30 protein-coding genes are annotated in these 26,493 nt (G+C 71.6%); 17 read left to right on the forward strand and 13 right to left on the reverse strand.

Annotation, left to right across the window (positions count from 1 at the left end; translation table 11 throughout):
• Positions 1 to 2: 2 nt before the first annotated feature.
• Genes LTL01_RS01230 through LTL01_RS01240 form a run of 3 tightly spaced genes read left to right on the forward strand, consistent with a single transcriptional unit; the run spans position 3 to position 2,101 of the window.
• Positions 3 to 632 (forward strand): nucleotide exchange factor GrpE, encoded by a 630-nt coding sequence (locus LTL01_RS01230; protein WP_236967074.1) that lies wholly within the window; start codon positions 3 to 5, stop codon positions 630 to 632.
• Between the two features lie 12 nt (positions 633 to 644).
• Positions 645 to 1,634 carry a DnaJ C-terminal domain-containing protein gene (locus tag LTL01_RS01235; protein ID WP_236967075.1) on the forward strand — a complete coding sequence of 330 codons (990 nt, stop codon included), beginning with the start codon at positions 645 to 647 and terminating at the stop codon, positions 1,632 to 1,634.
• A gap of 11 nt (positions 1,635 to 1,645) precedes the next feature.
• Complete coding sequence (locus LTL01_RS01240; protein ID WP_308195160.1) at positions 1,646 to 2,101, forward strand: heat shock protein transcriptional repressor HspR; 456 nt, start codon at positions 1,646 to 1,648, stop codon at positions 2,099 to 2,101.
• 5 nt (positions 2,102 to 2,106) lie between these two features.
• Here LTL01_RS01240 and LTL01_RS01245 read toward each other — a convergent pair whose 3' ends face one another.
• Positions 2,107 to 2,571, reverse strand: a complete 465-nt coding sequence (locus LTL01_RS01245) for a DUF2252 family protein (protein WP_236967076.1) — start codon at positions 2,569 to 2,571, stop codon at positions 2,107 to 2,109.
• A gap of 101 nt (positions 2,572 to 2,672) precedes the next feature.
• On the opposite strand from LTL01_RS01245, the gene LTL01_RS01250 reads away from it, so the two are divergent.
• Positions 2,673 to 3,476 (forward strand): potassium channel family protein, encoded by an 804-nt coding sequence (locus LTL01_RS01250; RefSeq protein ID WP_236967077.1) that lies wholly within the window; start codon positions 2,673 to 2,675, stop codon positions 3,474 to 3,476.
• On the opposite strand, the gene LTL01_RS01255 is transcribed toward LTL01_RS01250, so the two are convergent.
• Both LTL01_RS01255 and LTL01_RS01260 read right to left on the reverse strand, forming a co-directional pair.
• Positions 3,477 to 3,845 (reverse strand): SHOCT domain-containing protein, encoded by a 369-nt coding sequence (locus tag LTL01_RS01255; protein ID WP_236967078.1) that lies wholly within the window; start codon positions 3,843 to 3,845, stop codon positions 3,477 to 3,479.
• Positions 3,842 to 3,994 carry a hypothetical protein gene (locus LTL01_RS01260; protein ID WP_236967079.1) on the reverse strand — a complete coding sequence of 51 codons (153 nt, stop codon included), beginning with the start codon at positions 3,992 to 3,994 and terminating at the stop codon, positions 3,842 to 3,844. Before LTL01_RS01260 ends, LTL01_RS01255 begins: the two co-directional genes overlap by 4 nt.
• A gap of 2 nt (positions 3,995 to 3,996) precedes the next feature.
• Between LTL01_RS01260 and LTL01_RS01265 the strand changes: the two genes are divergently transcribed.
• Positions 3,997 to 4,425, forward strand: coding sequence for a response regulator transcription factor (locus LTL01_RS01265; protein WP_236967080.1), 429 nt, complete (start codon positions 3,997 to 3,999; stop codon positions 4,423 to 4,425).
• A gap of 30 nt (positions 4,426 to 4,455) precedes the next feature.
• Here LTL01_RS01265 and LTL01_RS01270 read toward each other — a convergent pair whose 3' ends face one another.
• Complete coding sequence (locus LTL01_RS01270; protein WP_236967081.1) at positions 4,456 to 5,067, reverse strand: hypothetical protein; 612 nt, start codon at positions 5,065 to 5,067, stop codon at positions 4,456 to 4,458.
• A gap of 99 nt (positions 5,068 to 5,166) precedes the next feature.
• On the opposite strand from LTL01_RS01270, the gene LTL01_RS01275 reads away from it, so the two are divergent.
• The 6 genes from LTL01_RS01275 to LTL01_RS01300 all read left to right on the forward strand — a co-directional run bounded on the left by LTL01_RS01275 (position 5,167) and on the right by LTL01_RS01300 (position 13,270).
• On the forward strand, positions 5,167 to 6,375 hold the full coding sequence (locus tag LTL01_RS01275; protein WP_236967082.1) for a glycosyltransferase: 1,209 nt from the start codon (positions 5,167 to 5,169) through the stop codon (positions 6,373 to 6,375).
• 9 nt (positions 6,376 to 6,384) lie between these two features.
• Positions 6,385 to 7,635 (forward strand): glycosyltransferase, encoded by a 1,251-nt coding sequence (locus tag LTL01_RS01280; RefSeq protein ID WP_236967083.1) that lies wholly within the window; start codon positions 6,385 to 6,387, stop codon positions 7,633 to 7,635.
• A 361-nt stretch (positions 7,636 to 7,996) separates the two neighbouring features.
• Positions 7,997 to 9,037 (forward strand): AI-2E family transporter, encoded by a 1,041-nt coding sequence (locus LTL01_RS01285; protein WP_236967084.1) that lies wholly within the window; start codon positions 7,997 to 7,999, stop codon positions 9,035 to 9,037.
• 85 nt (positions 9,038 to 9,122) lie between these two features.
• Entirely contained in the window at positions 9,123 to 10,103 is a 981-nt protein-coding gene (locus LTL01_RS01290) for a GlxA family transcriptional regulator (protein ID WP_236967085.1), read from the forward strand.
• A 67-nt stretch (positions 10,104 to 10,170) separates the two neighbouring features.
• Complete coding sequence (locus tag LTL01_RS01295) at positions 10,171 to 12,390, forward strand: ATP-dependent Clp protease ATP-binding subunit (RefSeq protein ID WP_236967086.1); 2,220 nt, start codon at positions 10,171 to 10,173, stop codon at positions 12,388 to 12,390.
• Between the two features lie 52 nt (positions 12,391 to 12,442).
• A complete protein-coding gene (locus LTL01_RS01300; RefSeq protein ID WP_053546921.1) occupies positions 12,443 to 13,270 on the forward strand; it encodes a UbiA family prenyltransferase in 828 nt (275 codons plus the stop codon).
• Between the two features lie 21 nt (positions 13,271 to 13,291).
• Here LTL01_RS01300 and LTL01_RS01305 read toward each other — a convergent pair whose 3' ends face one another.
• The 5 genes from LTL01_RS01305 to LTL01_RS01325 form a co-directional block, all read right to left on the reverse strand.
• Positions 13,292 to 14,458 carry an FAD-dependent oxidoreductase gene (locus LTL01_RS01305; protein ID WP_236967087.1) on the reverse strand — a complete coding sequence of 389 codons (1,167 nt, stop codon included), beginning with the start codon at positions 14,456 to 14,458 and terminating at the stop codon, positions 13,292 to 13,294.
• Complete coding sequence (locus tag LTL01_RS01310; protein ID WP_053546923.1) at positions 14,451 to 15,194, reverse strand: methyltransferase domain-containing protein; 744 nt, start codon at positions 15,192 to 15,194, stop codon at positions 14,451 to 14,453. The genes LTL01_RS01305 and LTL01_RS01310 overlap by 8 nt, the downstream gene beginning before the upstream one ends.
• A complete protein-coding gene (locus LTL01_RS01315) occupies positions 15,191 to 16,336 on the reverse strand; it encodes a type III polyketide synthase (RefSeq protein WP_053546924.1) in 1,146 nt (381 codons plus the stop codon). Before LTL01_RS01315 ends, LTL01_RS01310 begins: the two co-directional genes overlap by 4 nt.
• A gap of 197 nt (positions 16,337 to 16,533) precedes the next feature.
• Positions 16,534 to 17,631 (reverse strand): ABC transporter permease, encoded by a 1,098-nt coding sequence (locus LTL01_RS01320; RefSeq protein ID WP_236967088.1) that lies wholly within the window; start codon positions 17,629 to 17,631, stop codon positions 16,534 to 16,536.
• Positions 17,628 to 18,512: an ABC transporter ATP-binding protein gene (locus LTL01_RS01325; protein WP_236967089.1), complete on the reverse strand. Its 885-nt coding sequence runs from the start codon at positions 18,510 to 18,512 to the stop codon at positions 17,628 to 17,630. The genes LTL01_RS01320 and LTL01_RS01325 overlap by 4 nt, the downstream gene beginning before the upstream one ends.
• A gap of 229 nt (positions 18,513 to 18,741) precedes the next feature.
• Between LTL01_RS01325 and LTL01_RS01330 the strand changes: the two genes are divergently transcribed.
• Positions 18,742 to 19,311, forward strand: a complete 570-nt coding sequence (locus LTL01_RS01330) for an NADPH-dependent FMN reductase (RefSeq protein ID WP_053546926.1) — start codon at positions 18,742 to 18,744, stop codon at positions 19,309 to 19,311.
• Between the two features lie 43 nt (positions 19,312 to 19,354).
• Here the strand turns inward: LTL01_RS01330 and LTL01_RS01335 are convergent, their stop codons facing one another.
• Complete coding sequence (locus LTL01_RS01335; RefSeq protein WP_236967090.1) at positions 19,355 to 20,068, reverse strand: response regulator; 714 nt, start codon at positions 20,066 to 20,068, stop codon at positions 19,355 to 19,357.
• On the reverse strand, positions 20,065 to 21,399 hold the full coding sequence (locus tag LTL01_RS01340; protein WP_236967091.1) for a sensor histidine kinase: 1,335 nt from the start codon (positions 21,397 to 21,399) through the stop codon (positions 20,065 to 20,067). Before LTL01_RS01340 ends, LTL01_RS01335 begins: the two co-directional genes overlap by 4 nt.
• 110 nt (positions 21,400 to 21,509) lie before the next feature.
• On the opposite strand from LTL01_RS01340, the gene LTL01_RS01345 reads away from it, so the two are divergent.
• Positions 21,510 to 21,761 carry a hypothetical protein gene (locus tag LTL01_RS01345; protein ID WP_236967092.1) on the forward strand — a complete coding sequence of 84 codons (252 nt, stop codon included), beginning with the start codon at positions 21,510 to 21,512 and terminating at the stop codon, positions 21,759 to 21,761.
• 25 nt (positions 21,762 to 21,786) lie between these two features.
• Positions 21,787 to 22,344 carry a hypothetical protein gene (locus LTL01_RS01350; protein ID WP_053546929.1) on the forward strand — a complete coding sequence of 186 codons (558 nt, stop codon included), beginning with the start codon at positions 21,787 to 21,789 and terminating at the stop codon, positions 22,342 to 22,344.
• 15 nt (positions 22,345 to 22,359) lie between these two features.
• Here LTL01_RS01350 and LTL01_RS01355 read toward each other — a convergent pair whose 3' ends face one another.
• Complete coding sequence (locus LTL01_RS01355) at positions 22,360 to 23,199, reverse strand: exodeoxyribonuclease III (RefSeq protein ID WP_053546930.1); 840 nt, start codon at positions 23,197 to 23,199, stop codon at positions 22,360 to 22,362.
• A 61-nt stretch (positions 23,200 to 23,260) separates the two neighbouring features.
• Between LTL01_RS01355 and pyrE the strand changes: the two genes are divergently transcribed.
• Positions 23,261 to 23,839 (forward strand): orotate phosphoribosyltransferase, encoded by a 579-nt coding sequence (pyrE, locus tag LTL01_RS01360; protein ID WP_053546931.1) that lies wholly within the window; start codon positions 23,261 to 23,263, stop codon positions 23,837 to 23,839.
• Between the two features lie 364 nt (positions 23,840 to 24,203).
• Here the strand turns inward: pyrE and LTL01_RS01365 are convergent, their stop codons facing one another.
• On the reverse strand, positions 24,204 to 25,013 hold the full coding sequence (locus LTL01_RS01365; RefSeq protein ID WP_053546932.1) for an HAD-IIA family hydrolase: 810 nt from the start codon (positions 25,011 to 25,013) through the stop codon (positions 24,204 to 24,206).
• Between the two features lie 39 nt (positions 25,014 to 25,052).
• On the opposite strand from LTL01_RS01365, the gene LTL01_RS01370 reads away from it, so the two are divergent.
• Both LTL01_RS01370 and LTL01_RS01375 read left to right on the forward strand, forming a co-directional pair.
• The gene (locus tag LTL01_RS01370) at positions 25,053 to 26,066 is read left to right on the forward strand and encodes an SDR family NAD(P)-dependent oxidoreductase (protein ID WP_236967093.1); all 1,014 of its coding nucleotides are present in this window, start codon (positions 25,053 to 25,055) and stop codon (positions 26,064 to 26,066) included.
• Positions 26,066 to 26,485 (forward strand): DoxX family protein, encoded by a 420-nt coding sequence (locus tag LTL01_RS01375; protein ID WP_053546934.1) that lies wholly within the window; start codon positions 26,066 to 26,068, stop codon positions 26,483 to 26,485. The genes LTL01_RS01370 and LTL01_RS01375 overlap by 1 nt, the downstream gene beginning before the upstream one ends.
• Positions 26,486 to 26,493: the final 8 nt, after the last annotated feature.

The following is a 26,493-nucleotide window of genomic DNA, read 5'->3' on the forward strand; positions in this document are numbered from 1 at the left end:
TCATGACGGACAAGGACTTCGACAACGAGGTCCCCGGCGGCGAGGACCCGGAAGCGCAGGCTTCCGGGTCCGACCCGCAGGTGGGCCGGAACGACAGCAACGCGGGCGACGGGAGCGTGCCCGGAGACTTCGACGGTGACGACCTCACCGTCGACGACATCCTCGGCACCGACCAGAACGTCGACGCCGCCGCAGAGGATGCCGTCCTCGCCGACCTCGAGTCGCAGCTGCTGGGCGACCTCAAGCGCCTGCAGGCCGAGTACGCCAACTACCGTCGACGCACCGAGGACCAGCGGGAGATCGAGATCGCCCGCGCCAAGGGATCCGTCGCCAAGGGACTGCTGCCGGTCCTGGACGACCTCGATCGGGCCGCGAAGCACGGCGATCTGACCGAGGGCACCGCCTTCGCCGCGATCGCCGAGAAGCTCCGGGGCCTCGCCGAGCGGATGGGACTCGAGACCTACGGTGCCGCCGGCGAGGTCTTCGACCCGCAGCAGCACGAGGCGATCTTCCAGGCGCCGACCCCCGGTGCGACCGAGGCGACGATCCTCGAGGTGGTCGAGATCGGCTACCGCCTGGGTTCCGTCGAACTGCGGCCGGCCAAGGTCGTCGTCGCGGTTCCGGCGGAGTAGACCGGAGGACACATGGCCAGTCAGGACTGGTTCGAGAAGGACTTCTACGCGACGCTCGGCGTGGCCAAAGATGTCACGGCATCCGATCTGAAGAAGACCTACCGGAAGCTCGCGCGCACGTATCACCCGGACTCCAATCAGGGCGATGCGAAGGCGGAGGCGAAGTTCAAGGAGATCAGCGAGGCGTACGCCGTGCTGTCCGACCCCGAGCAGCGTGAGGAGTACGACCAGATGCGCGCCATGGGCTCGGGCGCCCGCTTCACCGCGGGTGGCCAGGGTGCCGGCGGCTTCGAGGACGTCTTCAGCCAATTCGGTCAGGGTCGGGGCGGCGGTCGCTACCAGGCTCAGGACTTCGAGGACATCTTCTCGATGTTCAACCAGGGTGGATCGGGTTTCGGCTCCGGCCGGTTCGGACAGTCCACGGGCGGGTTCCGCGGATACGGGGGACCCACCCGCGGCGCCGACGTCACCGCGCGCACGACGATCGACTTCGTCACCGCGACCAAGGGGGAGACCATCTCGCTCCAGGGTGAGGACGGCAAGCCGTTCAAGGTGAAGATCCCCGCGGGCGTCTCGGACGGACAGAAGATCCGACTCCGCGGCCGCGGCCGCCCGTCGCCGGACGGCGGGGAGAGCGGCGACGTGGTCGTCTCGGTCACGGTGCGCCCGCACCCGGTGTTCACCCGCGACGGGCTCAACCTGCGCGTGACCGTGCCGGTGACCTTCACCGAGGCGGCTCTCGGCGCCACGATCGAGGTGCCGACCCTCGGTGGCGACCCGGTCAAGCTCCGCGTCGCGCCCGGGACCCCGTCGGGTCGCGTGCTGCGCGTCAAGGGGCGCGGCGTCCAGACCGCCAAGGGCCTCGGCGATCTCCTCGCCGAGGTGCAGGTGGCCGTGCCCACCCACCTCGACGACCGCGCGCGCGAAGCTCTGGAGAAGTTCCACGAGCTCGAGCCGAAGGAGAACCCGCGCGCCGACCTCATGGCCAAGGCGCGCGGCTGAGAGGAGGCGGAGTGAACGAGCAGATCGATGACGAGGTCCCGATCTTCGCGATCGCCGTCGCCGCGGAGCTGTCGGGCATGCACCCGCAGACCCTCCGTCAGTACGACCGGCTCGGTCTCGTCGTTCCCGCCCGCACCCAGGGCGGGTCGCGTCGATACTCCCTCCGCCACGTCGAGCAGCTTCGCGAGGTCGCCCGCCTGTCCGCGGACGGCATGAGTCTTCCCGCGATCGCCCGCCTCATCTCGCTCGAACAGCAGGTGCACGACCTGCGTCGCCGCGTCCGCGACCTCGAGCAGCAGCTCGATCGAGAACGCCAGTCCCGCCCCGGTGCCCGCGTCTTCGCCGCGGGGCCGTCCGGGTCGGTCGTGACGCTGCGCCACGGGGCCCGCGTCCGCCGCGCCACCGAGCTCGTCGTGTGGCGCCCGCGCCCTGCCCCGCTCGACGAGGACCCGCGCCGCGAGGGCTGACCGGGTCAGGCGACGCCGTGGTGGCGGCGGAACAGCTCCCAGTCGGCGTGGGAAAGTGCGGCGTACGCGTGCGACCACTTCAGGATCGCCTCGCCCGCCACCCGCCCGCCGCCGAGGTACCCCGAGACCATCGGCGCCGTCGGCGACTGCCCGTGCGCACGCGCGAGGGTCGCCGCGCAGGCCTGGGCGTACCAGACGAACGAACCGTCCTCGTGAGCGCCGCCGTCCCCCGGTAGAACGCGAACGGGCTCCGCGGCCATCCGCTCGGTGCGGATCGTGACCAGCTCGACCACGCGCGAGGCATCCTGCGCGTCGAGGATCGCCATGAGGTCGCGCGCGCCGGAGGGCAGGTTCGCCAGTCGCTCGCGCGGCACCTCGGCGCGTGCCGCGCGACCCGCCTCGAGCTGCGCCGCGAGCGACGGAGGAGCGACCCAGGCATCGGCGACGGGGCCGGACCGTTCGGGTGTCATGGGGTCAGTGTGGCACCGGGGCCGGCGCGCGACACGGTCGGCGGGGTGATCCCGAGCGTGAAATCCACGGCCGCGCGCCCGGCGGTGGATAGCCTGGCGACGTGACGCACGCCCCCACCGCGACGGATGCCGCGCCCCGGCGCGGGATGACCCTCGAACGGTGGCACGACATCACCTACTGGCCGCTCCTCGCGGCGTCGCTGCTGTTCATCGTCGCCTACTCCTGGCAGGTGATCGCCGACCTGCAGGGGACCCCGTACCTCATTGCGCGCGTCGTGATGGGCGTCACGTGGCTCGTCTTCGTCGTGGACTACCTCGTGCGGCTGAGCATCGCGAAGCCCCGAGGCGTGTGGTTCCGTCATCACATCTTCGATCTGCTCGTGGTGAGCGTCCCCGCCCTGCGGCCCCTGCGGCTGCTCCGGGCGCTGACCCTGCTGCACGTCCTCCAGCGCACCGCCGGCACGGCGCTGCGCAGCCGCATCGCGATCTACGGCATCGGCGCCGCCGCGGTGCTCATCTGGATCGCCGCGCTCGCGGTCCTCGAATCCGAGCGGGGCGCTCCCGGCGCGAACATCGAGAACTTCGGCGACGCCGTCTGGTGGGCGTTCGTGACGATCACCACTGTCGGCTACGGCGACTTCTACCCGGTGACGGGATGGGGGCGCTTCGTCGCCGTGCTGCTCATGATCGGCGGTGTGGCCGTGGTCGGCGTGGTCACCGCGACCCTGGCCTCGTGGGTGCTCGAGCGTGCCGCCCAGGGGCACGAAGACCAGGAACCGGCCACCCGCGCGCAGTTCCGCATCATCGCCGAGAAGATCGACGAGCTGCGCGGTGCCCCGCCCGGGTCCACTCCCGCAGACGACGAGGGGCCGGTCCCCGACGGGCCGACCCCTCGCACATCCTGATCAGCCCAGGAGCTTCGCCTTCGCCGCGGCGAACTCGTCGTCGGTGAGGATGCCGGCCTCCTTCAGGGCGCCGAGCTTCTGCAACTCGGCGACGAGGTCCACGCCACCCGCCGCGGCCGGAGCCGGTGCGGCAGCGGGTGCCGACGCCGCGGCCTGCGCGGCCTGCGCCTGAGCGACGGCCTGAGCCGCTGCCTGCTCCATCGCGATCTGCTGCCGCTGCGCTTCGTACGCCTGCTGCTGCTGGCTGTCATGGGCCTTCTCCTGCTGCCGCCGGGCCATGCCGCCCGAGACGGCACTGGCCGTCCCCGCGACGACCGCCGTGCGCGCGGCGAGCCCGATGAGCCCGGGGCGTCCCATTCTCCGGATCATGATGCGTCCTCCTCGTCGTCGACGTTCGCGGTAAGGAAGGCGTTGACGATGGGCGCCGGGATGGACTCCCGGGATCTGTCCTCCGCCGATCCGACCTCCGTCGTCGAGTACGAGCTCTGCAGCGCGTGGGCGGCCCGCCGCCGGGGCACGGATGCCGCTGGCGCAGGCGCATCTGCGGGCGGCGCTCGCCGTCGGGGAGCGGGAGGGCCTCGTGCACGGCTTCCTCCGCGCCGGCGACGACGTGCTCGCGCTCGTCGCCGCCCTGCCCGGAGAGCCGAGCCCGTTCCGGCGGCAGGTGCTCGAGCGCGCCCGGCGCCGTGCGTCGCTCGGCGCCGACGTCCTCGCGGAGCCGCTCACCTCGCGCGAGCGCGAGCTCCTCGCCTATCTTCCGACGCGGCTCACCAACGTCGAGCTCGCTCAGCGCTGCTACGTCTCGGTCAACACCATCAAGACGCACGCGTCGCACATCTACCGGAAGCTCGGGGTGCAGGAGCGCAGCGCCGCCGTCACCCGCGCGATCGAGCTGGGACTCCTCCCCGAGCCCGAGGCCGACGCCCGACTGCAAAGGGCGGCGCCGTGAGAGCCGCGCGCTGAGGGCCGGGCGCGAGGCTCAGGCCGGGTCGATCCGCAGCGTGCCGGGCGTCTCGCCCGCGGGAAGGTCGTCGACGACCCGGAGCGTGCGCACCAGGTCGTCGACGGAGGAGACGAAGATCCCGAACCGCTCGCGGTCGGGCGACATCGCCGACACGGTGACGAGATGCGTGCCGGTGTCCCACGTGTAGGTCGCCGTGGGGGACCCGCGCCGCTCCGGGTCCATCGGGTTCGGCGCGCCGAAGGGGAGCTCGAGCTTCTCGCCGGTGCCGAGGTGCGGGCTCCGGAAATCCTCGGTGTCGTCGTACTCCATCGGCATCATCGCCCGCGCCGCCCGCACCTGGGGAGTCGCCTCCTGCAGCTGGGCGATGACCACGCCCAGCTCGGGGTCGGCCTTCCACACCCACACGAGCATCCGCCCCGCCATGCGCCGCATCAGCAGCGGCGCGGCCTGGCTCGCCGCCCACGCGGCCACCGAGCTCCCGGGTCGCTCGGTCGCGCCCATCGCCGAGTTCGCCTGGGTGAGCAGCATCCGGATCGCCGCCTTCCGGTGACGACGTCCTCGGAACCCGAAGGATCCGGTCACCGGAACCCACAGAGACGTGTCGGCGTGCGCGTCGAGTCGGGACATCGCCCCAGCCTAAACGGCGAGTCTGAACCCCTCCGGTACAGTGGGACCGCACCTCAGCCATCCCCCGAGCGCCCCGCCGCACAGACAGGCCCCGCACACGTGACCGACCCTGCGACGACCGACGACACCGCCGCCTCCGTGCGCCCGTTGAGGATCCTCATCGGCGCCGACACCTTCCTCCCGCACGTCAACGGAGCCGCGCGCTTCGCCGAGCGGCTCGCTGCCGGCCTCGTCGCGCGCGGCCACGATGTCCACGTCATGGCCCCGAGCGACGGTCACCGCAACCACGGGACCCGCACGGAGGTGATCGAGGGGCAGCCGATGACGATGCACCGCCTGCCGTCGTACCGGTACCTCCCGCACGACTGGCTGACCTTCGTGCTGCCGTGGCGCTCGAAGCACTACGCGCGGAAGGTGCTCGACACCGTCCGGCCGGATGTCGTGCACATCCAGTCGCACATCGTCATCGGACGGGGCCTCGCCCGCGAGGCGCGCAAGCGCGGCATCCCGGTCATCGCGACGAACCACGTCATGCCCGAGAACATCCTCGACTTCACGCTGCTGCCCGACGCGCTGAACCGCGTCGTGGTGAGGCTCGCGTGGGCCGACGCGCAGCGGACCTTCGCGATGACGCGTGCCGTGACCACGCCGACCCGGAACGCGGCGACCTTCCTCGAGCAGACGATCGAGGTCTCCTCGGTCATCCCGGTCAGCTGCGGGATCGACGCCGCGCAGTACACCGCCGATCTCGGTCCGCGGGATGCGAACCGTCTCGTCTTCGTCGGGCGCCTGACCACCGAGAAGCAGATCGACGTCATCCTCCGCGCGATCGCGGCGCTCGACCCCGCGCTCGCTGTGAGCTTCGACGTCGTCGGCAACGGGGATCAGCGGCGCAACCTCGAGCAGCTGGCCGCGGAGCTCGGCATCGCCGACCGCGTGCGGTTCCACGGTCACACCACCGACGCCGAGCTTCGCGGGTTCCTCACCCACGCCTCGGCGTTCGTCATCGCCTCGATCGCCGAGCTCCAGTCGATCGCCACGATGGAGGCGATGGCGTCGGGTCTCCCCGTGGTCGCCGCCGACGCGGTCGCCCTGCCGCACCTCGTCCACGACGGCGAGAACGGGTACCTCTTCCGTCCGGGCGACGTGGACGATCTCGCCGCGAAGCTCACCGCGGTGCTCACGCTGAGCCCTGCCGAGCGGGAGCACATGCAGAAGTCCTCCCTCGACGGGGTGAAGGTCCACGACATCCGACGCACGCTCGAGACCTTCGAGGCGCTGTATCGCGACGAGCCCCTGCCGGCGTAGGCGCGTCCCGTGCACGTCGTGTTCTTCGGCGACCAGCACGTCGAATCCTTCGGCGGGGCGCAGGTGTCGATGCGTCTGCAGCGCCGGTTCCTGGAGCGCGCCGGTCATACCGTGACCGTCGTCGCCCCGCGCATGCACGGTCCGCGCGGGCGCGCCGTGGCTCCCGACGACGCGTTCGTCGACCTGCCGTCGGTGCCGATCACGCCCGACCGCGAGTACTCCCTGACGTGGCCGGGTCGCCGCATCGACGCGTGGCTCGACCGGGCGATGAGGCGCCGCCCGCCGGTGGACATCGTGCACGTGCAGGCCGACTTCTGGGGAGCCTTCATCGGGCACCGGTTCGCCGAGAGGCACGGGCTTCCGGTCGTCCAGACCCTGCACAACCGCGTCGACGTCGGCATCGAGGCGACGACGCCGTTCCCGGGAACGGTGCTCCGGGTCCTGAACGCGTGGGAGCGCCGAGCCCTCCGGGCGTGGGAGCGGCGCGCGGTCGGCGACGTCCCGCGCGGTCACGACGGGTGGGCCTACCTCCGCCGTCTCGCCGTGCAGTCGGATGCCGTCACCGCACCGTCCGCGCACTTCGCCCGACGGCTCGAAGCCCACGGCGTGGCGCCGCGCGTCGACGTGATCTGGAACGGCATCGACGACGACGTCCTGGACGCCGCGCTCGCCGAGGCGCACGGTCCGTCGGAGAGGTCGGATGCCGGGCCCCTGCTCGTCTGGATGGGACGCATGAGCCCGGAGAAGCGTCTGCTGCCCTTCCTCGAGGCCGTCGCGAGGTCGGGGATCCGCGCGCGCGTCGAGGTGCTCGGCGGCGGCGGTCAGCGCCGCGCGGCGGAGCGCCTCGTCGCACGGTCGAAGCCCGCGGCATCCGTCGTCTTCTCCGGTCGCCGCCCCTACGGTGACTCGCTCGCGCGGCTGCGAGCCGCCGATGCGCTCGTGCAGACCTCCATCGGGTTCGAGACCCAGGGCATGACCCCGTTCGAGGCGGCGGCGCTCGGCACGCCCTCGATCGTGAGCGACCCCGACATCGCCCGCGAGCTCGGCAGCGGATTCTGGGCGGTCGGCGGGGGAGTGGATGCTCCGCCCGACGTCTCCGACGCCTCGGTCGACGCGCTCGCCCGCACCCTCCGGCAGGCGGTGGCCGACATCGATGCCGACCGCGCGGTGCCGGCGAATCCGACGGTGCGCGAGCGCTTCCGGCAGAGTTCGCGGACCGCCGCGATGGTCGAGGTCTACGAGCGCGTCCTCCTCGGCTGACGCGAGAGTCCGGCCGTCGGGATCACGGGAGGCGGGACCAATCGGTGGGGGTGCGGCGGTAGCCGTCGTTCCGCAGAGCGCGGACGGTGCCGACGACGCCGATCGCGGAGAGGGCTGTCAGAAGCAGGACGAGGATCATGGCAGAAAAGCTACGCCGCTCGATTTTCCGCCACGAGTGGCAGGAATGCCGTTGCCCGCAGGAAAACTGCCAGAGCGCAATCGGCAATAGAGTGCGGGGATGAGCGAGGAACAGCGTCCACCCCGTCGGTTCCGGCCGTTCCGCGGACGCGTCCCGATGCCCGCAGTCCCGGCGGCGCCCGCACCTCCGCCTCCGCCTCCGCCCCCGGCGCTGTCTCCCAGCTTGCGAGTCCTCCTCGGCCTCGCCGCGGCGGTGGTCGTCCTCGCCGGCCTCTTCGTCGCACGCGACATCGTCGGACCGCTCGTGCTCGCGGCGGTCATCGTCATCATCTGCCACCCGGTGCGGCATCCGCTCGAAAGGCTCGGGTGGCCCCGTTGGGCCGCCACGACCGGTGTCATCGTCGTCGCGTACCTCATCCTCGGCGTGCTCGGGTGGCTGCTGTACTTCGCCGGCGTCCAGTTCGTGCGGCTCGTGACCGACTACGCCGACGACCTGCAGGCCACCGCGCAGTCGGTCATCTCCTGGCTCGGCACCGCGGGGCTGGACGAGCAGGCGTCGGATGCCGCGGCCTCGCTGCTGCAGCCCTCGACGATCCTGTCGTTCGTGACGTCTCTCAGCGGCACGGCGATCGGCGTGCTGACCGCGCTGTTCTTCGTGATCGCGTACGTGATCTTCATGGCCGCGGACGGCGCCCGCTACGGGCACGCGCAGCGGGCCTTCGGCGCGACGGCCGGCGGACCGCTCCGCCGCTTCCAGCGGTTCAACATCGGCGTCCGTCGCTACTACGTCGTCAACGCCAGCTTCGGTGCGGTGGTCGCGATCATCGACGGCCTCGCCCTGTGGGCCCTCGGGGTTCCGGCGCCGGCGGTGTGGGCGATCCTCGCGTTCGTGACGAACTTCATCCCGAACATCGGCTTCGTGATCGGTCTCGTCCCGCCCGCGCTCCTCGCGCTCGTCGTCGGCGGGTGGCCGCTCGCCCTCGCCGTCGTGGCGATCTACTGCGTCGTCAACGTCACGCTGCAGGTGCTGATCCAGCCGAAGTTCGTCAGCGACGCGGTGAGCCTCAGCCTGACCCTGAGCTTCTTCTCCGTGATCTTCTGGACGTTCATCATCGGACCGCTCGGGGCCATCCTTTCCATCCCGCTCACCCTCGCCGTCCGCGCGCTCGTGCTGGAGGGCGATCCGGGGTCGCTGTGGCTCCGCTGGCTCTCCGGCGACACCGTCACGTCGCGATCCGACATCTCCCGGCCCAGCCGCCTATAGCCCTTCCCGGGTGTCGATTGGGCGCGCGGGGTGGCAGGATGAAGCTCTGTCGCACGAAAACTGCCACCGAGCCGCGAGGAGCGTCATGGAGACCGTCGCCGTCATCGTCCAAGACGGATTCGCGCCGTTCGAGTTCGGCCTGGCCTGCGAGGCGTTCGGCCTCGACCGCTCGGACGACGGCATCCCGAACTTCGACTTCCGCATCGTCGCCGCCGAACCGGGCCTCATCCGCAGCAACATGTCGTTCTCGATCACGGTCGAGCACGACCTCGCCTTCGCCGACGAGGCCGATCTCGTGGTCGTCACGCCGGTGCCCCGTGCGAGCTGGGGTGCGATCGACCCGCGCATCGCCGCGGTGATCCAGCGCGCGGTCGACCGCGACGCGTGGGTGCTGAGCGTCTGCAGCGGGTCGTTCGTGCTCGCGGCGTCCGGCGTGCTGGACGGGCGCCGGGCGACGACGCACTGGAGGTACGCCGCCACGATGGCGGAGATGTACCCCGAGATCTCCGTCGACCCCGACGTGCTCTACGTGCAGGACGGGCGCGTCATCACCAGCGCGGGAACCGCGGCCGGGCTCGACGCGTGCCTGCACCTCCTCCGCCAGGAGCTCGGCCCGGAGGCGACGAACCAGATCGCGCGCCGCATGGTCGTGCCGCCCCAGCGCGACGGCGGACAGGCGCAGTTCATCGCCCACCCGCTGCCCGTCGCCGCCTCGCACTCGCTCGCACCCGTCGCGGACTGGATGGTGGAGAACCTCGACCGAGACCTGTCGGTCGACCAGCTCGCGGCGCGTGCCCACATGTCGGCCCGCACGTTCGCTCGCCGGTTCAAGGCCGATTTCGGTGCGACGCCGGCGGCGTGGCTCGGACGCCAGCGGATCCTCCACGCCCAGCGTCTGCTCGAGCGCACCGACTGGGGCCTGGACCGCATCGCGGACGAGTGCGGCTTCGGCTCGGCCGCGGTGCTGCGGCAGAACTTCGCCCGGACGCTCGGGACCACCCCCACCGCGTACCGGGCACGTTTCGCTTGCGTCGAGGAGGATGCACCCCTCTCCATTGCCGGCTGATCTCCGCGATGCTAAAGTTGAGTCAGCGCGACTCAACTTCGGGTCGGCGGAGATTTCAGGAGAGAACATGAACGCGACGCAGATGCCCGGGCAGGAGGAGGCGCAGAGCGCCCTCGAGCAGTTCGGGATCAACCTCACCGACCGCGCACGCGCGGGCAAGCTCGACCCCGTCATCGGCCGGGACAGCGAGATCCGACGGGTCAGCCAGGTGCTCACCCGCCGCACGAAGAACAACCCCGTCCTCATCGGCGAACCCGGCGTCGGCAAGACCGCCGTCGTCGAGGGCCTCGCCCAGCGCATCGTCGCGGGTGACGTCGCCGAGTCGCTCAAGGACAAAGAGCTGGTCACGCTCGACATCTCGGCGCTCGTCGCCGGCGCGATGTACCGCGGCCAGTTCGAGGAGCGCCTGAAGAGCGTCCTCAAGAAGATCACCGAGTCCGACGGAAAGATCATCACCTTCATCGACGAGCTGCACGTGCTCATGGGCGCGGGCGGCGGGGAAGGGTCGGTCGCGGCATCCAACATGCTGAAGCCGATGCTCGCCCGCGGCGAGCTGCGCCTCATCGGGGCGACGACCCTCAACGAGTACCGCGAGTTCATCGAGAAGGATGCGGCCCTCGAGCGTCGCTTCCAGCAGGTCTACGTCGGCGAGCCGAGTGTCGAGGACACCGTGGCGATCCTGCGCGGGCTCAAGGAGCGCTACGAGGCGCACCACAAGGTCGCCATCGCGGACGCCGCCCTCGTGGCCGCGGCATCCCTCTCGCACCGCTACATCCCCAGCCGTCAGCTGCCGGACAAGGCCATCGACCTCATCGACGAAGCCGCCTCCCGCCTGCGCATGGAGATCGACTCGGCGCCGCTCGAGATCGACGAGCTCCGCCGCCACGTCGATCGCCTCAAGCTCGAGCAGCTCGCGCTGAAGAAGGAGAAGGACGACGCCTCCAAGGAGCGTCTGGCGACCCTGCGCGAGACCCTGGCGTCCGAGCAGCAGCGCCTCGACGAACTGCAGGCGCGCTGGGAGCGCGAGCGCGCGTCGCTCAACCGGGTCGGCGACCTGAAGACCCAGCTCGACGCCGCCCGCATGGAGGCCGAGCGGGCCCAGCGCGAGGGAAACCTCGAGAAGGCCTCGCGGCTGCTGTACGCCGAGATCCCGGCGCTCGAGCGTCAGCTCGTCATCGCCGAGCGCGAGGAGCCGACGGGCGAGCGCATGGTCAACGACCAGGTCACCGACGAGGACATCGCCGCCGTGATCGCCGCGTGGACCGGCATCCCGGTCGGCCGGCTGCTCCAGGGCGAGACCGAGCGACTGCTCCACCTCGAGGCCGAGCTCGGCAAGCGCCTGATCGGCCAGAAGGAGGCCGTGAAGGCGGTGTCGGATGCCGTCCGTCGCTCGCGCGCGGGCATCAGCGACCCGAACCGCCCCACGGGCTCGTTCCTCTTCCTCGGCCCCACCGGTGTCGGCAAGACGGAGCTGGCGAAGGCGCTCGCGGAGTTCCTCTTCGACGACGAGCACGCCATGGTCCGCATCGACATGTCGGAGTACGGCGAGAAGCACTCCGTCTCGCGCCTGGTCGGAGCCCCTCCCGGATACATCGGCTACGAGCAGGGCGGTCAGCTCACCGAGGCCGTGCGGCGGCGTCCGTACTCGGTCGTGCTGCTGGACGAGGTCGAGAAGGCCCACCCCGAGGTCTTCGACGTGCTCCTGCAGGTCATGGACGACGGGCGCCTCACCGACGGGCAGGGTCGGACGGTCGACTTCAAGAACGTCATCCTGATCCTGACCTCGAACCTCGGCTCGCCGATCCTCATCGACCCGACGCTGTCGATGGACGTCAAGCGCGACCAGGTGCAGGCCCTCGTCCGTCAGGCCTTCAAGCCCGAGTTCGTCAACCGTCTCGATGACATCGTCATCTTCCAGGCGCTCACCGAGGACGACCTCTCTCAAATCGTCGAACTCACCGTCGACGCCCTGCAGCGGCGGCTCAAGGACCGGCGCCTGACGCTGGCGGTGACCCCGGATGCGCGGGCCTGGCTCGCCGAGCGCGGGTACGACCCGGTGTTCGGGGCGCGGCCGCTCCGTCGTCTCATCCAGTCCGAGATCCAGGACCGCCTCGCCATGGCGCTGCTGTCCGGCGGTGTCCGCGACGGCGACGTCGTGCGGGTGGACGTCGACGCCTCGGGGGCGCAGCTCGCGCTCTCCAGCGACGGCCCGGCGGTTCCGGCCGGCGGGGGCGCGTCGGTGGACGCGGACGACGACGTGATCGAGGCGGAGCTGCTCGAGGACTGAGCCGTCAGGCGCGACGGGCGCGACGGGCGGCCGCCGACGGTACGGTCGACACATGCTGGTGCGCGGGCTCGGGGGCTCCACCCATCCCGGGCCGACCCTCGTCGTCACGGTGCTCGCCGTCGCGCTCGGTGTGGCGGCAGGAGTGGATGCCGGGCGCCTCGCCCTGCTCGGTGTCGCCGTGTTCGCCGGTCAGGTGTCGGTCGGCATCTCCAACGACGCGATCGATGCGGCGCGCGACCGCGCGGTCGGACGCGCCGACAAGCCGATCGCGACGGGGGAGGTCTCCGAGCGGGCCGCGTGGACCGCGGCGTTCGTCGCGCTGGGGCTGGCGCTGGCGCTGTCGGTGCCGCTCGGGGCGGGCATGCTCGCCGCCCATGCCGTGGCGCTCGCCTCGGCATGGGCGTACAACGCCGGGCTCAAGGCGACACCGTTCTCGCTCGTCCCCTTCGTCGTGAGCTTCGGGCTCTTCCCGTCGTTCGCGACGCTGTCGGCGCCGGGCGGCACGCTCGCGCCCGTCTGGGTGAGCGTCGCCGGTGCGGCCCTGGGCGCGGCCGTGCACCTCACGAACGTGCTCCCCGACCTCGACGATGACGCGCGCACGGGCATCCGTGGACTTCCCCACCGGCTCGGGGCGCGTGTGTCGACGGTCCTCGCCGCGCTCGGCATCCTCGTCGGGGCCACCGCGGTGCTCGTCGGCCCGGTCATCGCCGGGGCCGCGCCGGTCATCCCCGTCGTGGCGTGGGCGTTCTTCGCTGCGGTGGCCGTCGTCGCCGTCGCCGCGGTCGTGCTCGCGCTCACGCGGAGCCCGCACCGGGTTCTGTTCCGCCTCACGATGCTCGCAGCCCTCCTCCTCGCCGTGCAGCTCGTCGTCACCGGCTGAGCGGGCTCAGGCGCCGAGGGCTCAGGCGTCGCGGTCGAAGCCCATCGCGTACGCGCGGGCGAAGGTCTGGCCGGCCGCGGGACCGAGTATGGTGCGGACCGCCGCGCGCCGGAGAGCATCGGCGCGCGCGCCGAGCGGGCGCCCGAGCGCGGTGTTGAGTGCGGCGAGGCGCGCGGCGTGCCGTGCGGAGGCGACGCGGCGCTGTTCCCATCGGGCGAGAGCCGCCTCGGGCGCCGCGCCGGAGCGCACCCAGGACGTCAGGAGCGGCGCGAGGGTCGCGGCATCCAGGAGCCCCAGGTTCATGCCCTGACCGCCGATCGGACTCACCTCGTGCGCGGCGTCGCCGACGACGAGGAGGCGTCCGCGCCGGAGCGCCGGAGCGATGACGCGGCGCACGCCGAACGCGGTCGCGGTGGTGATCTCCGCCGCGGCGTCCGGCTCGCCGCGACGCGCGACGGCATCACGGAGCCGCTGCGCGCGGTCGGTGTCGGTGTCTTCCGGGGCGTCGGCCTCGACGGCGTCGGGGGCGTTCCGATCCCACGCCACATACCGGCGGATGCCGCCCGGCAGGGGGAACGACTCCATCACGCCGTCGCGGTCGAGGTGCACCCGCGCGGTGGTGGGGTCGTCGTCGGCGGGGGCTGCGGCATCCGTCATCAGGTAGCGGTCCGGGTACTCGTGGCGTGCGAGCGCCCCGGGACGGTAGACGAGGTCGCGCCCCCACGCCCCCGAGGCGACGACGACGATCGGTGCGGCCAACTCGGTCGGTCGCCCGCCGACGCCGGCGCGCACGCGCACGTGGTCGGCGCGCGGGTCGAGGGCCATCACGCGCGCGCCGCGGAGCGGCTCGGGGGCGCGGGCGGCGAGGATCCGCTCGGTGTCGGCCTGGGGGAGGGTCGCGACGAAGGGGAATCGCGCGCGGAGCCGGTCGAAGCGGACAGTGCCGAGGAGGTCTCCGCCCGCGCGCGCCTCGCCGCGGTCCACGCGCACGGCAGACGCGAGGAGCTCGTCGGTCAGGCCCGGGGCCTCGAGAGCGGCGAGGACGGGAGCGTGCAGGCCGATCGCTCGGGTACCGTCGCCGGGCGTCGGGCGGCGCTCGTACACCTCGACATCCACACCCTCTCGCGTGAGGAGGCCCGCGAGCAGCATCCCCACAGGTCCGGCGCCCACGATCAGCACGTCAGTCACTGGATCCCCCTTCGGCTCGGTGAGCCGTTTCGAATCCCGGCCGGCTCTCGGCGAGGAGGCGGAAGGGTGCCGGGGTGGCGACGCGCCACGTCCGCGGGCTCTCGGCGTCCAGGATGCGCTGGAGCTCGGCGGGCGTGTGGCTGCGGCGGATCGAGCGGAGACCGTCGGTGCGGAGGAACGTCCCGCGCTGGAGCGGGGTGATCCCGGCGGCGTACAGGGCGTACGCCAGGCGGCTCCGGGCGATGTCGCCGTGGAGGACGAGGCCCGTGGCCAGGGCGCGCGAGTCGGCGGTGAAGGAAACGAGGGCTGCGGTGTCGAGGTGGTGGAGCACGTGATTCGACACCACGAGGTCGAAGCGCTCGCCCGCGGCGAGGATGGCGGTGCTGTCCGCGCGGGTGAAGCGGACGCTCGCCGGGGCGTCGCGTTCGGCGGCGACCTCGATCGCGCGCGCGTCGGGGTCGGCGCCGACCCATCCGGCCGGGATCCCGTCGCGGGCGGCCATCCGGGCGAGGCGCACGATGACGTCGCCGCCACCGCAGCCGAGGTCCAGGACGCGCGCGGGGCGGCCGAGTCCGGCGAGGAACGGTCGGATGCGCCGGGTGTAAACCCCGCCCCACCCAGAGACGAGCCGGTTGACCGTGTCGAAGCGGCGGAGCGTCGCGCGCAGGCGCTCCGGATCGCAGTCGGGATCGTCCATCAGCTCGCGGAGGGCGGTATCGCGCGCGGTGAGACTCATGCCGTCGCCGTCAACGCGCGCGCTGCGGTGTCGAGATCGTCGGGTGCGTTCGCGGGTCGGGCGCCGCGGACCGTCAGCAGAGCCGACTCGACGGAGAGGCCGGGGCCGAAGGCGAGCCCCGCGACCGAGGCGTCCGTCGGGAGGTCGGGGTCGTGGAGCAGCTCGCGGAGGATGAACATCACCGTCGCGCTCGACATGTTGCCGTATCGCCGCAGGACGTCGCGGGACGCGGCGAGGGCGGAGGGGTCGAGCTCGAGACCGCTCTCGACGCGATCGAGGATGCTCCGACCGCCGGGGTGCACGGCCCACGCATCGGGGTGCGCGTCGCCGAGGAACGCGTCGACAGCGCCGCGGATCTCCCGCCCGATGATGCGCGGAACCTCGGCGGTGAGGATCATCTCGAATCCGTCGTCGCCGATCGTCCAGGCCATGTCGCTCTCGCCGTCGTCGGTGAGGGTGGTGGCGAAGCGGTCGAGGTCGAGGCCCGGTCGGTCGCCGGCAGCCGCCGTGATGACCGCCGCCGCCGACCCGTCGCCGAACACCGACGACGACACGATCTGGTCGGGCGTGGTGTTCGGGCGCACGTGCAGGCTGCACAGCTCGGTGCACACCACCAGGACGACGGCGTCGGGCCGCGCGGCGCAGAACCGCTCGGCCGCGCGAAGGGCGGGGAACGCCGCGGCGCACCCGATGAACCCCAGGTGGTAGCGCTCGGTGGACGGAGACAGGCCGAGGTCGCGGACGAGACGGAAGTCGGGGCCCGGGGCGAAGCATCCGGTGCACGAGACCGTGACGACGTGGGTGACATCGGATGCCGCGACACCCGCCTCCGCGAGTGCGGTCTCGGCCGCCCGGCGCGAGAGGTCCGGAGCGTGACGGATGTACTCGGCATTGCGGAGCGCCGTGCCGGGGGCGCGGAGCACCCCGTGTTCGTCGACGAAGAGCCCGGATGCCCCGGGCTCGCCGAGCTCCGGGATGACCGTGAAACGGTGGTCGATCTGCGCGGCGTCGAAGGTCGCGCGGATGAGGCGCTGGGTCAGCCGGTCGGCGCACGGCTGCGCGGCGAAGAAGTCGCGGATCTGCTCCTGGCGGATCGTCGTCGGCGGAGTCGCGGTGCCGATCGACAGGATGCGTGCGGTCATGCTTCACGATAAGCCGTCACCCCCGCCGCGCGCGCGGGCCTTGCGTCATCCGTCAGGCCTGCTACGCCCGGGTGCGCGGCCGGCCCCGTACCGAACTCCTCAGATCCGCGCGGAGAACGGCGGTGGGGGCCGATTCTGTGCAGAATCGGCCCCCACAGGAGGAGTTCGGCCCGCCGCGGCGGCGGCGCCGACCCGGGTTACCGGGAGAGCGCCTCGCGGAGCTTCACGCGCGCGCCCATCCGGAGGAGGGAGTTCTGGTAGATCTTCGCGCCGACCACGATCGCCGCGACGCAGGTGGCGACGAGGATCGCCAGCGACAGCAGCGGCTCCCACCACTGGGTGTCGCCGAGGAAGATCCGCATCGGCATGCCGACCGGCGCCGAGAACGGCACGTACGACATGATCCCCAGCACCAGCGGGTTGTCGAAGAAGAAGATCACCAGGAAGTACGGCGCCATCACGAGCATGGTGAGCGGCGTCGTGGTCGACCCGATGTCCTCCTGCCGCGACACCATCGACGCCGCCGCGGCGAAGAGGGAGGCCAGCAGCACGAACCCGAAGAGGAAGAACACACCGAACCAGGCGATCGGTGCCCCGAGCCCCTGGAGCAGTGCGGTCTGCCCGGTCACCGTGAGCCCGACCACCGCGATCGCGGCGAGGACGAAGATCTGCCCCATCGCGAGGATCGTGTTGCCGATCACCTTTCCGGCCAGCAACGCCCGCACCGGGACGGCGGAGATGAGGAGCTCCACCACGCGGGTCTGCTTCTCCTCCACGACGCTCTGGGCGATCGTGCCGCCGAACATCGACGCGGCGAAGAGGAAGACCACGCCGAATCCGATCGCGGCGATGAACCCGAGGGCGGCGACGCCGTCCTGCGGCTGCAGCAGCTCCACCGTCGGCACCTGCGCGAACTGCATCAGCAGGGTCGACGAGACGCTCTCGTCACCGAGCACCGAGAATCCGACGGGGGATGCCGGGTCGGCGAGGATCGCCACGTCGACGTCTCCGGCGCGGACGAGCTCTTCGGCCTCGCCGCGCGACGAGACCTGAGTGAGCTCGAGGTTCGGCACCTGCTCGACGTAGCGCGCCGAGTCGGAGGTGACGGCGACGGGGGTCTCGCTCGAAGACCCGGCGGCGAAGCCGGCCCAGATGACACCGGCGAGCGAGACGAGCATGAGGATCGCCGACGAGATGACGAAGGCCTTGCTGCGCAGCTTCGACCCGATCTCGCGTTCGGCGACCAGCCACACGCTCTGCGCGGTGGTGGGGGCTGCGGGGGTGGCGGTGCTCATCGGATGACCTCCTTGAAGATCTGGGCGAGGGACGGATGCTGCGGCGCGAAGCTCGCGACATCGCCGCGGGAGAGGGCTTCGCGCAGCACCCGCTGCGCGGCGTCGTCGCTGTCGGCGTCGAAGACGGCGTAGCCGCCGTCGAAGTCGAGGACCTCGATGCCGGGCTGGTCGCGGAGCCACCCCGCGTCGCCCGCGGAGACGAGCTCGAAGCGGCGGTTCGCGTGCTGGGCGCGCAGCGCCTCGCGCTCGCCGGCCGCGCGGATCGTCCCGCCTGCGATGATGACGAGCTCGTCGCACAGGCGCTCGACCACGTCGAGCTGGTGGGACGAGAAGAGCACGGCGGTCCCCTGCGCCGCGCGGTCCTGCAGGACCCCGGCGACGACGTCGACCGCGAGCGGGTCGAGGCCCGAGAACGGCTCGTCCAGGATCAGCACCTCGGGGCCGTGGACGAGAGCCGCGGCGATCTGCGCACGCTGCTGATTTCCGAGCGACAGGGTCTCGACGTTGTCGCCGAGGCGCTCGCCGAGTCCGAGCTGCTCGAGCAGGGCGCGGCCGCGTGCCTCGGCATCCGTCTTCGTGAAGCCGTGAAGCCGCGCGAGGTAGACGATGTGCTCGAGCACCTTCATCTTCGGGTAGAGCCCGCGCTCTTCGGGCATGTAGCCGAAGCGGCGGCGGTCGGCGGCGGTGACGTCGGCCCCCTCGAGGGTGACGGACCCGCCGTCCTTGCCGAGGACGCCGAGCACGATGCGCATCGTCGTGGTCTTCCCCGCGCCGTTGCCGCCGACGAAGCCGGTGAGTCGACCGGGCTTGACAGTGAAGGACACGTCGTCCAGCACCCGGCGACTGCCGTAGTTCTTGGTGACGCCCGATAGCTGCAGCATCTTCTCCTCCTGAGACTCGCGCTCCGCCGGGTTTGGCGAGCATGACTCCACGCTAGGGAGGGCGGCCTCCGGGCACCTCCGCCCGGCGGGGGAGATCCGACATCCCCCGGGGAGGGGAGAGGGCTTCATTCACGGGAATAGACGCGGGGGAGGGGTGGTTCGAGCCTCGTGGAACGTCCACGGTGGTCTCCGCCGTGGACGTCGTTCGTTCTCCGAGCAAGGAGTATCCATGAGCGACCGCACCATCGGCTACATCGTCGGCAGCATCTCGTCGACCTCCATCAACCGGCGCCTCGCCAAGGCGCTCGAGCGTCTCGCGCCCGCCGGCACGACCCTGGTGGAGATCCCGATCAAGGACCTGCCGTTCTACTCGCCCGACCACGACGCCGACTACCCGGCCGTGGCGACCGAGTTCAAGAACGCCATCGACGAGGTCGACGGTGTGATCATCGTCACGCCCGAGTACAGCCGCTCGATCCCGGGCGTGCTGAAGAACGCGCTGGACTGGGCCGCGCGTCCGTGGGGTCAGGGCTCGTTCGACGGCAAGCCCACCGCCGTCATCGGCACCTCGCAGGGCGGTATCGCCACCGCCGCCGCGCAGCAGCACCTGAAGGCGATCCTCAGCCACTACAACGCCCCGACCCTCGGTCAGCCCGAGGGGTACGTGCAGACCACGCCGGGTCTGTTCACGGATGCCGGCGAGGTCACCAACGACCAGACGGCGGAGTTCCTCGTGTCGTACCTCGAGGCCTTCGGTGCCCTCGTCGACCGCTACGCCCGCGTCCCCGCCTCGGCGTGACGCCGACGGATCCCCCCCGGATCCTCGAGAGGCTCGGGGCGCGTCAGACCAGTCCGTGCCGGTGGGCGTAGACCACCGCGGCGACCCGGTCGCGCGCCCCGAGCTTCTGCAGCACGTTGGAGACGTGGGTCTTCACCGTCGCCTCGCCGATGTAGAGGCGTTGGGCGATCTCGGCGTTGCTGAGCGCCTGACCGACGAGCGCGAGCACTTCCCGCTCGCGCTCGGTGAGGTCGGGGATGACGGCCGGGGCGGCGCTCGGAGATGCGGGCCTCGTGGCGGGTGACGGCTGCGGAGTCGAGCTCTCCGGTTCCGCGGGCGGCGGCGGGGCGAAACGCGCGATGACCCGCCGGGTGACTTCCGGCGCCAGCAGCGCGTCGCCGGCGGCGGCGACGCGCACCGCGGTGACCAGGTCATCGGGGTCGGCGTTCTTCAGCAGGAACCCACTGGCCCCCGCCTGCAGGGCCTGGAAGAGGTAGTCGTCGCGATCAAAGGTCGTCACGATCACGACCGCGGTGTCGAGGGTCTCGTCGGCGACGATCCGGCGGGTGCCCTCGATCCCGTCGACGCCGGGCATCTGCACGTCCATGCACACGACGTCGGGGCGGAGAGCGGATGCCGAGGCCGCGGCATCCGCTCCGTTGGCGGCTTCGCCCACGACCTCGATGCCGGCGGCTTCGAGGATCATGCGGAAGCCGGTGCGGACGACGGCGTGGTCGTCGACGAGGAGGACCCGCAGCGGCGCGGCGGTCGCGGTCATGAGGTCACCTCCCGGGGATCAGTCGTGAGGGCGGGGACCGGAGCGGTCTCCGGTGCGGTGCTCGCGGGAAGAGGGATGCGCGCCCGGACGAGGAAACCGCCGCGGGCGCGCGGTCCCGCCTCGAGGGTGCCTCCGGAGGCGGCGGCGCGCTCGCGCATGCCCAGCAGGCCGAGGCCCGGACGCACCTCGACCGGCGCGCGACCGGTGCTGGTCACCTCGATCTCGACATCCGTCTGCCCGTACCGCACGCGCACCTCCGCGGTCGCGCCGGGACCGCTGTGGCGCCGCGCGTTCGTGAGGGTCTCCTGCGTGATGCGGTAGAGGTTCACCTGGGCCGTCTCGGGAACAGGACGGGGGGCGCCGATGCGCTCGATCGAGGTGGGGAGCCCGTGCGCCGCGGCGTGCGCCACGAGGTCGTCGAGCGCGTCGAGTCGGAGGATCGATCCGGCGAGGGTGTCGCCGGGGTCGTCGGCCTCGGCATCCGATGTCCGAAGGGTCTCGAGGAGGTGGCGGAGCTCGGTCAGAGCCTCGCGCGCCTCTGCCTCGACCTGACGAAGGGCGCCGCGCGCGGCATCCGGATCCCGATCGAGCACGGCGCGCGCTGCGCCCGCCTGCACGCCCATCGCGGAGACGTGGTGGGCGACGACATCGTGGAGCTCGCGCGCGATGCGGACGCGGTCGAGCGCGACCGCCTGCGCCGCGGTGCGCTCGCGCTCGCGCTCGAGCTCGAGGGTGCGGAAGGTGAGCACCCGCCGTTCCATCGCCGCGGCATATGCTCGATCGCCCATGTAATACGCGCCGCCGAAGAACGCGATGTTCACGAGGAACTGGATGAGCATGAACGACAGCCAGGGCGAGAGGATCCCCTCGCGCGAGAGCCCGTCGTCGCTCGGATCGATGGCGGACTGGAACGTCGTGACCATCAGCCAGATGAACATCCCGACGATGATCCCCGAGCGGACGAGCAGGGCTCGGCGGCGGTTGTCCACCCACGCGCCGACGGTGTACATCGAGATGAAGATGGCGATGTTGCCGACGTAGACCTCGGGGATGCGGGCGCTGATCCCGACGAAGAACACCACGGCGATGACGATCGCGACGATCTCGGGGTGCATGCGCCGGAGGGCCAGGGGAACGGTGAGGCCGGCGGCGTAGAGCAGGACCCACTGCATCGCGGGCGGGTCGACGCCGTAGATCCCGGATGCTGCGCTGAGTGCCGTGCTGACGATCGCCGAGATCAGGAGCACGGCGGCGAGCAGGGCGTCCGCGCGCACGTCCCGGATGGTTGCCGGCTCACGCCCGGTCGGCGGCTCGAGAAGGGGTCCAGGCATCCCTCCACGGTACGGGGGAGGAAGGACGCGGACATCCCCCGTGAGACGGATGCGGGGCGGCGCGCGGGTGACGCACGCTGGAGGTGCATCGTTCACCGGAAGGGGCCGAGATGGCATCGTTCGAGAAGCTGCTGTGGGGCGACAACACGGACCCCCGGCGTGAGCTGGCCGAGATCTTCCCCGGCGGTGGTGCCGTCGGGGCGTCGAGCGTGGTGCGGGCGCAGGAATGGGCGCGCGGCGTCATCGCCGACGCGGGCCTCGATCCCGCGGACGAGCTGCGCGTCATCCGGGCGCTGCGCGACGCGGAACCGAGGCTGTCGCTCAAGCCGGCGAGGTTCCTCGCGGCGCAGGTGCGCGGCTGACGGCGGGTACTGCTACGGTGCGGCTGTGAGCGAAACGGATGCCGCCACCCTCGCCCGCCGCCGACGCGACGTCCCGGTGGGCGTGGTCATGGTCGGCATGTCGCTCGTGGTCTGGTGGCCCGCCTTCACGATCGGGGTGTGGGGCGAGATCTTCTACACCCAGCTCCTGGCGCTGTGGGCGGCGTCGACCGCGGCATTCGTGTTCGTGCTCGTGGAGCGGCGGCCGGTCGGGGTGCGCTTCGTCCGCGCGTTTCTGCTCCTGCTCCCGACGGCCTTCCTCATCCTGCTGTTCTTCATCAACGACGAGGAGGAGGACGTCTTCATCATCCTGCTCGACGTGGCCGCGATCATCGCCGTGCTCATCGGGCTGCCCTTCACCCTCTGGGTGCTCACGCGGATCGTCTGGCCGGACTTCGCGCACGATATGAGCGCCGGAACGAAATGGCTGATCACCGTGGTGGTGCTCGGCGTCGCGGTCGTGTCGCTCATCCTGGGACTCCTCCACCCCCACTTCCTGACGTGCGACGACTTCACGATCGCGGGCAATATGCCCCCCGAGGGATGTACGCCGTCGCCGGAGTGAGCGACGCCCGTCAGGTCACCAGATCATCGGGCGATCGTCGTCGTCCGGACCGTCGAGATCGAGGTCCACGACGACCGGGACATGGTCGCTCGGCCCGTCGCCCTTGCGCTCGTTCCGGTGGATCGACGCGCCCGTGACGGCATCCGCGAACGCCTCCGACCCGAGGATGAAGTCGATGCGGAGCCCCTGGTTGCGGGGGAAGCGGAGCTGCTTGTAGTCCCAGTACGTGAAACCCTCGGGAACGAGCGGTCGGACGACGTCCCGGAGCCCCGCCGCCTCGAGCGCGGCGAACGCCTCCCGCTCGACCGGCGAGACATGCGTGGAGAAGCCGGGGACGATCGTCGGGTCGCCGTTGTCGGCATCCGTCGGAGCGATGTTGAAGTCGCCGACCAGGGCGAGCGGCGTCGCGGGGGAGGCGGTCAGGGTGTCGCGCGTGAACTCCTCGAGGGCCTTCAACCAGTGCAACTTGTAGGTGAAGTGCGGGTCTTCGAGGGCGCGGCCGTTGGGAACGTAGAGGCTCCACACGTCGACCCCGCCGACGCGGGCGCCGATGGCCCGCGCCTCCTGCGGGGCATCCGGTCCCTCGTGTCCCTTCGCGAAACCGGGCATGCCCGGAAAGGACGTGCGGACGTCCTCGAGCGGCTCTCGGCTGGCGATCGCGACGCCGTTCCACTGGGAGAATCCGTGCGCCTCGACGTGGTAGCCGGCCTCCTCGAACTTCTCGAAGGGGAACTGCTCGACCTTGCACTTGATCTCCTGCATCGCCAGGACGTCGATGCTCTCGCGGACGGCGAAGTCGACGGTGCGGTCGACGCGGGCGCGGATGGAGTTGACGTTCCAGGTGGCCAGACGCATGGATTCAAGAATAGGCGCGCGCGGGCACAGCGCCGGCGGGCGGCCCTCGTAGACTGCAGGGGTGACCGTCGCCTCCACGCCCGAGCTCGAAGCCGATCGCCAGAACCTCATCGCCCTGATCACGGACGAAGCGGTCTTCCACGGGGACTTCACCCTCTCCAGCGGCAAGAAGGCCACCTACTACGTCGACATGCGCCGGCTCACGCTCGACCACCGCGCCGCCCCCGCGATCGGCCGCATCATGCTCGACCTCATCGGTGAGATCGACGGCGTCGTCGCGGTCGGCGGACTCACGCTCGGCGCCGACCCGATCGCCAACGCGGTGCTGCACGAGTCGGTGCGCGCCGGCACCCCGCTCGACGCTTTCGTCGTGCGCAAGGAGCCGAAGGACCACGGGCGCGGACGTCAGATCGAGGGCGCGGATGTCGCGGGCAAGCGCGTCGTGGTCGTCGAGGACACCTCCACGACCGGGCAGTCGGCGCTGAAGGCCGTCGAGGCCCTGCGCCGCGAGGGCGCCGAGCCGGTGGCCGTCGCCGTCATCGTCGACCGCAAAACCGGGGCTCAGGCCGCGGTCGAGGAGGCCGGGCTGCAGTGGCTCGCGGCGATCGACCTCGACGACCTGGGGCTCGCACCGCAGTAGCGGCTCGGGTTCGGGTGGGGCCTACTTGTCGCGGTTGCGGATGTAGCTCCACACGAACACCATCAGGGTGCCGAGCATGGCCAACCCCGTGATGCCGAACAGCAGGTTCTGCTCCAGCTTGCTCATCATTGCGGTCTCTTTCCGTCGGCGGCATCCGCAACGATACGTGCGATGCGCGCCGTGCGCGTGTCGGGGCGCCGGGCGGGTGCGCGGGCGCGGCCGTGCGGAACTCCTCAGATCCGGCGGGTTCGGGGCCGGCGGGTGGGGTTTCGGGCGGTTTCGGGCCCGGAACGGAGGAGTTCGGCCCGCCGGACGCGCGGGCCCTGTGGCGCGGCCCGGCCGGGGGCGCGGGCGGCGCCCGGGGTCAGATGCCCTCGGGCATCTCCGACTCCACCGGCTCGGGCGGGAGAAGGTCGGCGACGGAGTCGAGGATCTCGTCCGGACGGAAGGGGTACCGCTCGATCTCGGCCGGGTCGCTGATGCCCGTGAGCACCAGCACCGTGTGCAGTCCCGCCTCGATGCCGGCGACGATGTCGGTGTCCATCCGGTCGCCGATCATGCCCGTGGTCTCGGAGTGCGCGCCGATCCGGTTCAGCGCCGACCGGAACATCATCGGGTTCGGCTTGCCGACGACGTACGGCTCCATGCCCGTCGCCTTGGTGATGAGCGCCGTGATCGCACCGGTCGCGGGCAGCACGCCCTCGGTCGACGGTCCGGTCGCGTCGGGGTTCGTCGCGATGAACCGGGCGCCTCCGCGGATGAACCGGATCGCCTTCGTGATCGCCTCGAACGAGTAGTTGCGCGTCTCGCCGACCACGACGTAGTCGGGATCGGTCTCGGTCATGATGAACCCGGCCTCGTGCAGGGCGGTCGTCAGTCCCGCCTCGCCGATGACGAACGCCGTGCCGCCGGGCATCTGACTCTGCAGGAAGTCGGCTGTCGCAAGGGCGGAGGTCCAGATCGACTGCTCCGGAACGACCAGTCCCGACGCCCGCAGCCGGGCCGAGAGATCGCGCGGCGTGAAGATCGAGTTGTTCGTCAGCACCAGGAACGGCACGCCCTGATCCCGCCACGTCTGCAGGAGTTCGGATGCCCCGGGGACGGGCGTGTTCTCATGGACGAGCACGCCGTCCATGTCGGTGAGCCAGCATTCGATGTCACTGCGGGTCCGCATGATGCTCAGCCTACGGGCCTCGAGGCGTAGGGTCGGAGCGTGGCGCGAGACGAATGGGACCCCCGCACTCTGCCGGACCTCTCTGCCCACTCGTATCTGATCACCGGAGCGAACGCCGGGCTCGGCTTCTTCGCCGGCGAGCAGCTCTTCCGCGCCGGCGCGCGCGTGATCTTCACGGGCCGCAATCCCAACCGACTCGCGGCGGCGCGGGCGGCGGTCCGCCGCAGGACTCCGGATGCCGATCCCGAGCGCGCCGACACCCTCCTCCTCGACACCAGCAACCTCGGATCGATCCGGTCGGCCGCCGCGAGCGTGCGCGGGCGTGGTCCGCTGTCCGGGCTCCTCCTGAACGCCGGCATCGTCCACCCGCCGAAGACCCGTGAGGCGACCGTCGATGGGCACGAGGTCGTCCTCGCGACGAACGTCCTCGGGCACTTCGCCCTCGCCGGCGAACTGCTCGTCCGCCTCGCCGAAGCGCGCGGACGCATGGTGTGGGTCGGCAGCATGTCCACGTCCCTCACCCCGTACGACCCGGTCGACCCGCAGCTGACGAGCGACTACTCGCCGTGGCGGGCGTACGTGCAGTCGAAGGTCGCGTGCACCGCGCTCGGTTTCGAGGCCGACCGACGTCTCCGCGCCGCCGGCGTCCCCGTCTCGAGCGTCGCCGCCCACCCCGGCTACTCCACGAGCGGACGCACCCCCGGCATCGTCGGGGTCAACGCCCCCCGTCGCCTCACGCGGTTCGCCGACAACCTGCAGGCTCCGATCACGCAGTCCAAGGAGCACGGCGCCTGGTCGCTCGTGCGCGCGCTCGTCGATCCCGACATCGAGGGCGGTGAGTTCTGGGGGCCGCGCACGGTCGCCCGCGGCGAGCCGCGTCGGCAGAAGGCCTCGCGCATCACGCGCGACCCCGCGGTCGCCCAGCGCCTGTGGGATCTCGGCGAGTCGGCGACCGGCGTGCAGTGGCCGCTGGCCGCGGCAGCCGCGGCGAATCCCGCGACCGACGGGTCCGACGCGACCGACGGTGTCGACGGCCCGGAGCGCGCCGCGTGATGCGCCGGATCGCACGGGCGGCGCTCGTCGTCGTCCTCGCCGTCGCCGGTGCGATGCACTTCACGTGGGGGCGTCGCGGATTCCGGCTGGCCGTTCCGGATGCCGTGCCCCGCGCCACCGGGCTCTCGAAGGATCAGGTCGTCCTGTGGTCCGGAGCGGTCGAGATCGGCCTCGCGGCCGCTCTCACCGGCGCCGCCGCGCGAGCGCGGGTCGGCGGCTCGGCATCCGCTCTCCGCCGGGTGGGGACGATCGTCGCGGTGTTCTTCGTCGCGGTGTTCCCCGGGAACATCCATCACTGGCGAAGCGGCCGTTCGGTGCCGGGCCTCGACACCGATGCGAAGCGATTCGCGCGGCTCTTCCTGCAGCCGGTCCTGGTGGCGTGGGCGCTGTGGTCGACGCGCGAGCCCGCGCGGCGCTGACCCCGAAA

Origin of the sequence: Microbacterium aurantiacum (genome assembly GCF_021654035.1) — a bacterium.
GTDB classification, from domain to species: domain Bacteria; phylum Actinomycetota; class Actinomycetes; order Actinomycetales; family Microbacteriaceae; genus Microbacterium; species Microbacterium aurantiacum.

Bases quoted from the DNA above. Each gene is read 5' to 3' on its own strand.
- LTL01_RS01230 (WP_236967074.1), top strand. From the start codon at position 3: ATGACGGACAAGGACTTCGACAACGAGGTCCCCGGCGGCGAGGACCCG.
- LTL01_RS01235 (WP_236967075.1), top strand. From the start codon at position 645: ATGGCCAGTCAGGACTGGTTCGAGAAGGACTTCTACGCGACGCTCGGC.
- LTL01_RS01245 (WP_236967076.1), bottom strand. From the start codon at position 2,571: ATGACACCCGAACGGTCCGGCCCCGTCGCCGATGCCTGGGTCGCTCCT.
- LTL01_RS01255 (WP_236967078.1), bottom strand. From the start codon at position 3,845: ATGATCCGGAGAATGGGACGCCCCGGGCTCATCGGGCTCGCCGCGCGC.
- LTL01_RS01265 (WP_236967080.1), top strand. From the start codon at position 3,997: ATGCCGCTGGCGCAGGCGCATCTGCGGGCGGCGCTCGCCGTCGGGGAG.
- LTL01_RS01270 (WP_236967081.1), bottom strand. From the start codon at position 5,067: ATGTCCCGACTCGACGCGCACGCCGACACGTCTCTGTGGGTTCCGGTG.
- LTL01_RS01290 (WP_236967085.1), top strand. From the start codon at position 9,123: ATGGAGACCGTCGCCGTCATCGTCCAAGACGGATTCGCGCCGTTCGAG.
- LTL01_RS01295 (WP_236967086.1), top strand. From the start codon at position 10,171: ATGAACGCGACGCAGATGCCCGGGCAGGAGGAGGCGCAGAGCGCCCTC.
- LTL01_RS01300 (WP_053546921.1), top strand. From the start codon at position 12,443: ATGCTGGTGCGCGGGCTCGGGGGCTCCACCCATCCCGGGCCGACCCTC.
- LTL01_RS01310 (WP_053546923.1), bottom strand. From the start codon at position 15,194: ATGAGTCTCACCGCGCGCGATACCGCCCTCCGCGAGCTGATGGACGAT.
- LTL01_RS01315 (WP_053546924.1), bottom strand. From the start codon at position 16,336: ATGACCGCACGCATCCTGTCGATCGGCACCGCGACTCCGCCGACGACG.
- LTL01_RS01320 (WP_236967088.1), bottom strand. From the start codon at position 17,631: ATGAGCACCGCCACCCCCGCAGCCCCCACCACCGCGCAGAGCGTGTGG.
- LTL01_RS01325 (WP_236967089.1), bottom strand. From the start codon at position 18,512: ATGCTGCAGCTATCGGGCGTCACCAAGAACTACGGCAGTCGCCGGGTG.
- LTL01_RS01330 (WP_053546926.1), top strand. From the start codon at position 18,742: ATGAGCGACCGCACCATCGGCTACATCGTCGGCAGCATCTCGTCGACC.
- LTL01_RS01335 (WP_236967090.1), bottom strand. From the start codon at position 20,068: ATGACCGCGACCGCCGCGCCGCTGCGGGTCCTCCTCGTCGACGACCAC.
- LTL01_RS01340 (WP_236967091.1), bottom strand. From the start codon at position 21,399: ATGCCTGGACCCCTTCTCGAGCCGCCGACCGGGCGTGAGCCGGCAACC.
- LTL01_RS01345 (WP_236967092.1), top strand. From the start codon at position 21,510: ATGGCATCGTTCGAGAAGCTGCTGTGGGGCGACAACACGGACCCCCGG.
- LTL01_RS01355 (WP_053546930.1), bottom strand. From the start codon at position 23,199: ATGCGTCTGGCCACCTGGAACGTCAACTCCATCCGCGCCCGCGTCGAC.
- LTL01_RS01365 (WP_053546932.1), bottom strand. From the start codon at position 25,013: ATGCGGACCCGCAGTGACATCGAATGCTGGCTCACCGACATGGACGGC.
- LTL01_RS01375 (WP_053546934.1), top strand. From the start codon at position 26,066: ATGCGCCGGATCGCACGGGCGGCGCTCGTCGTCGTCCTCGCCGTCGCC.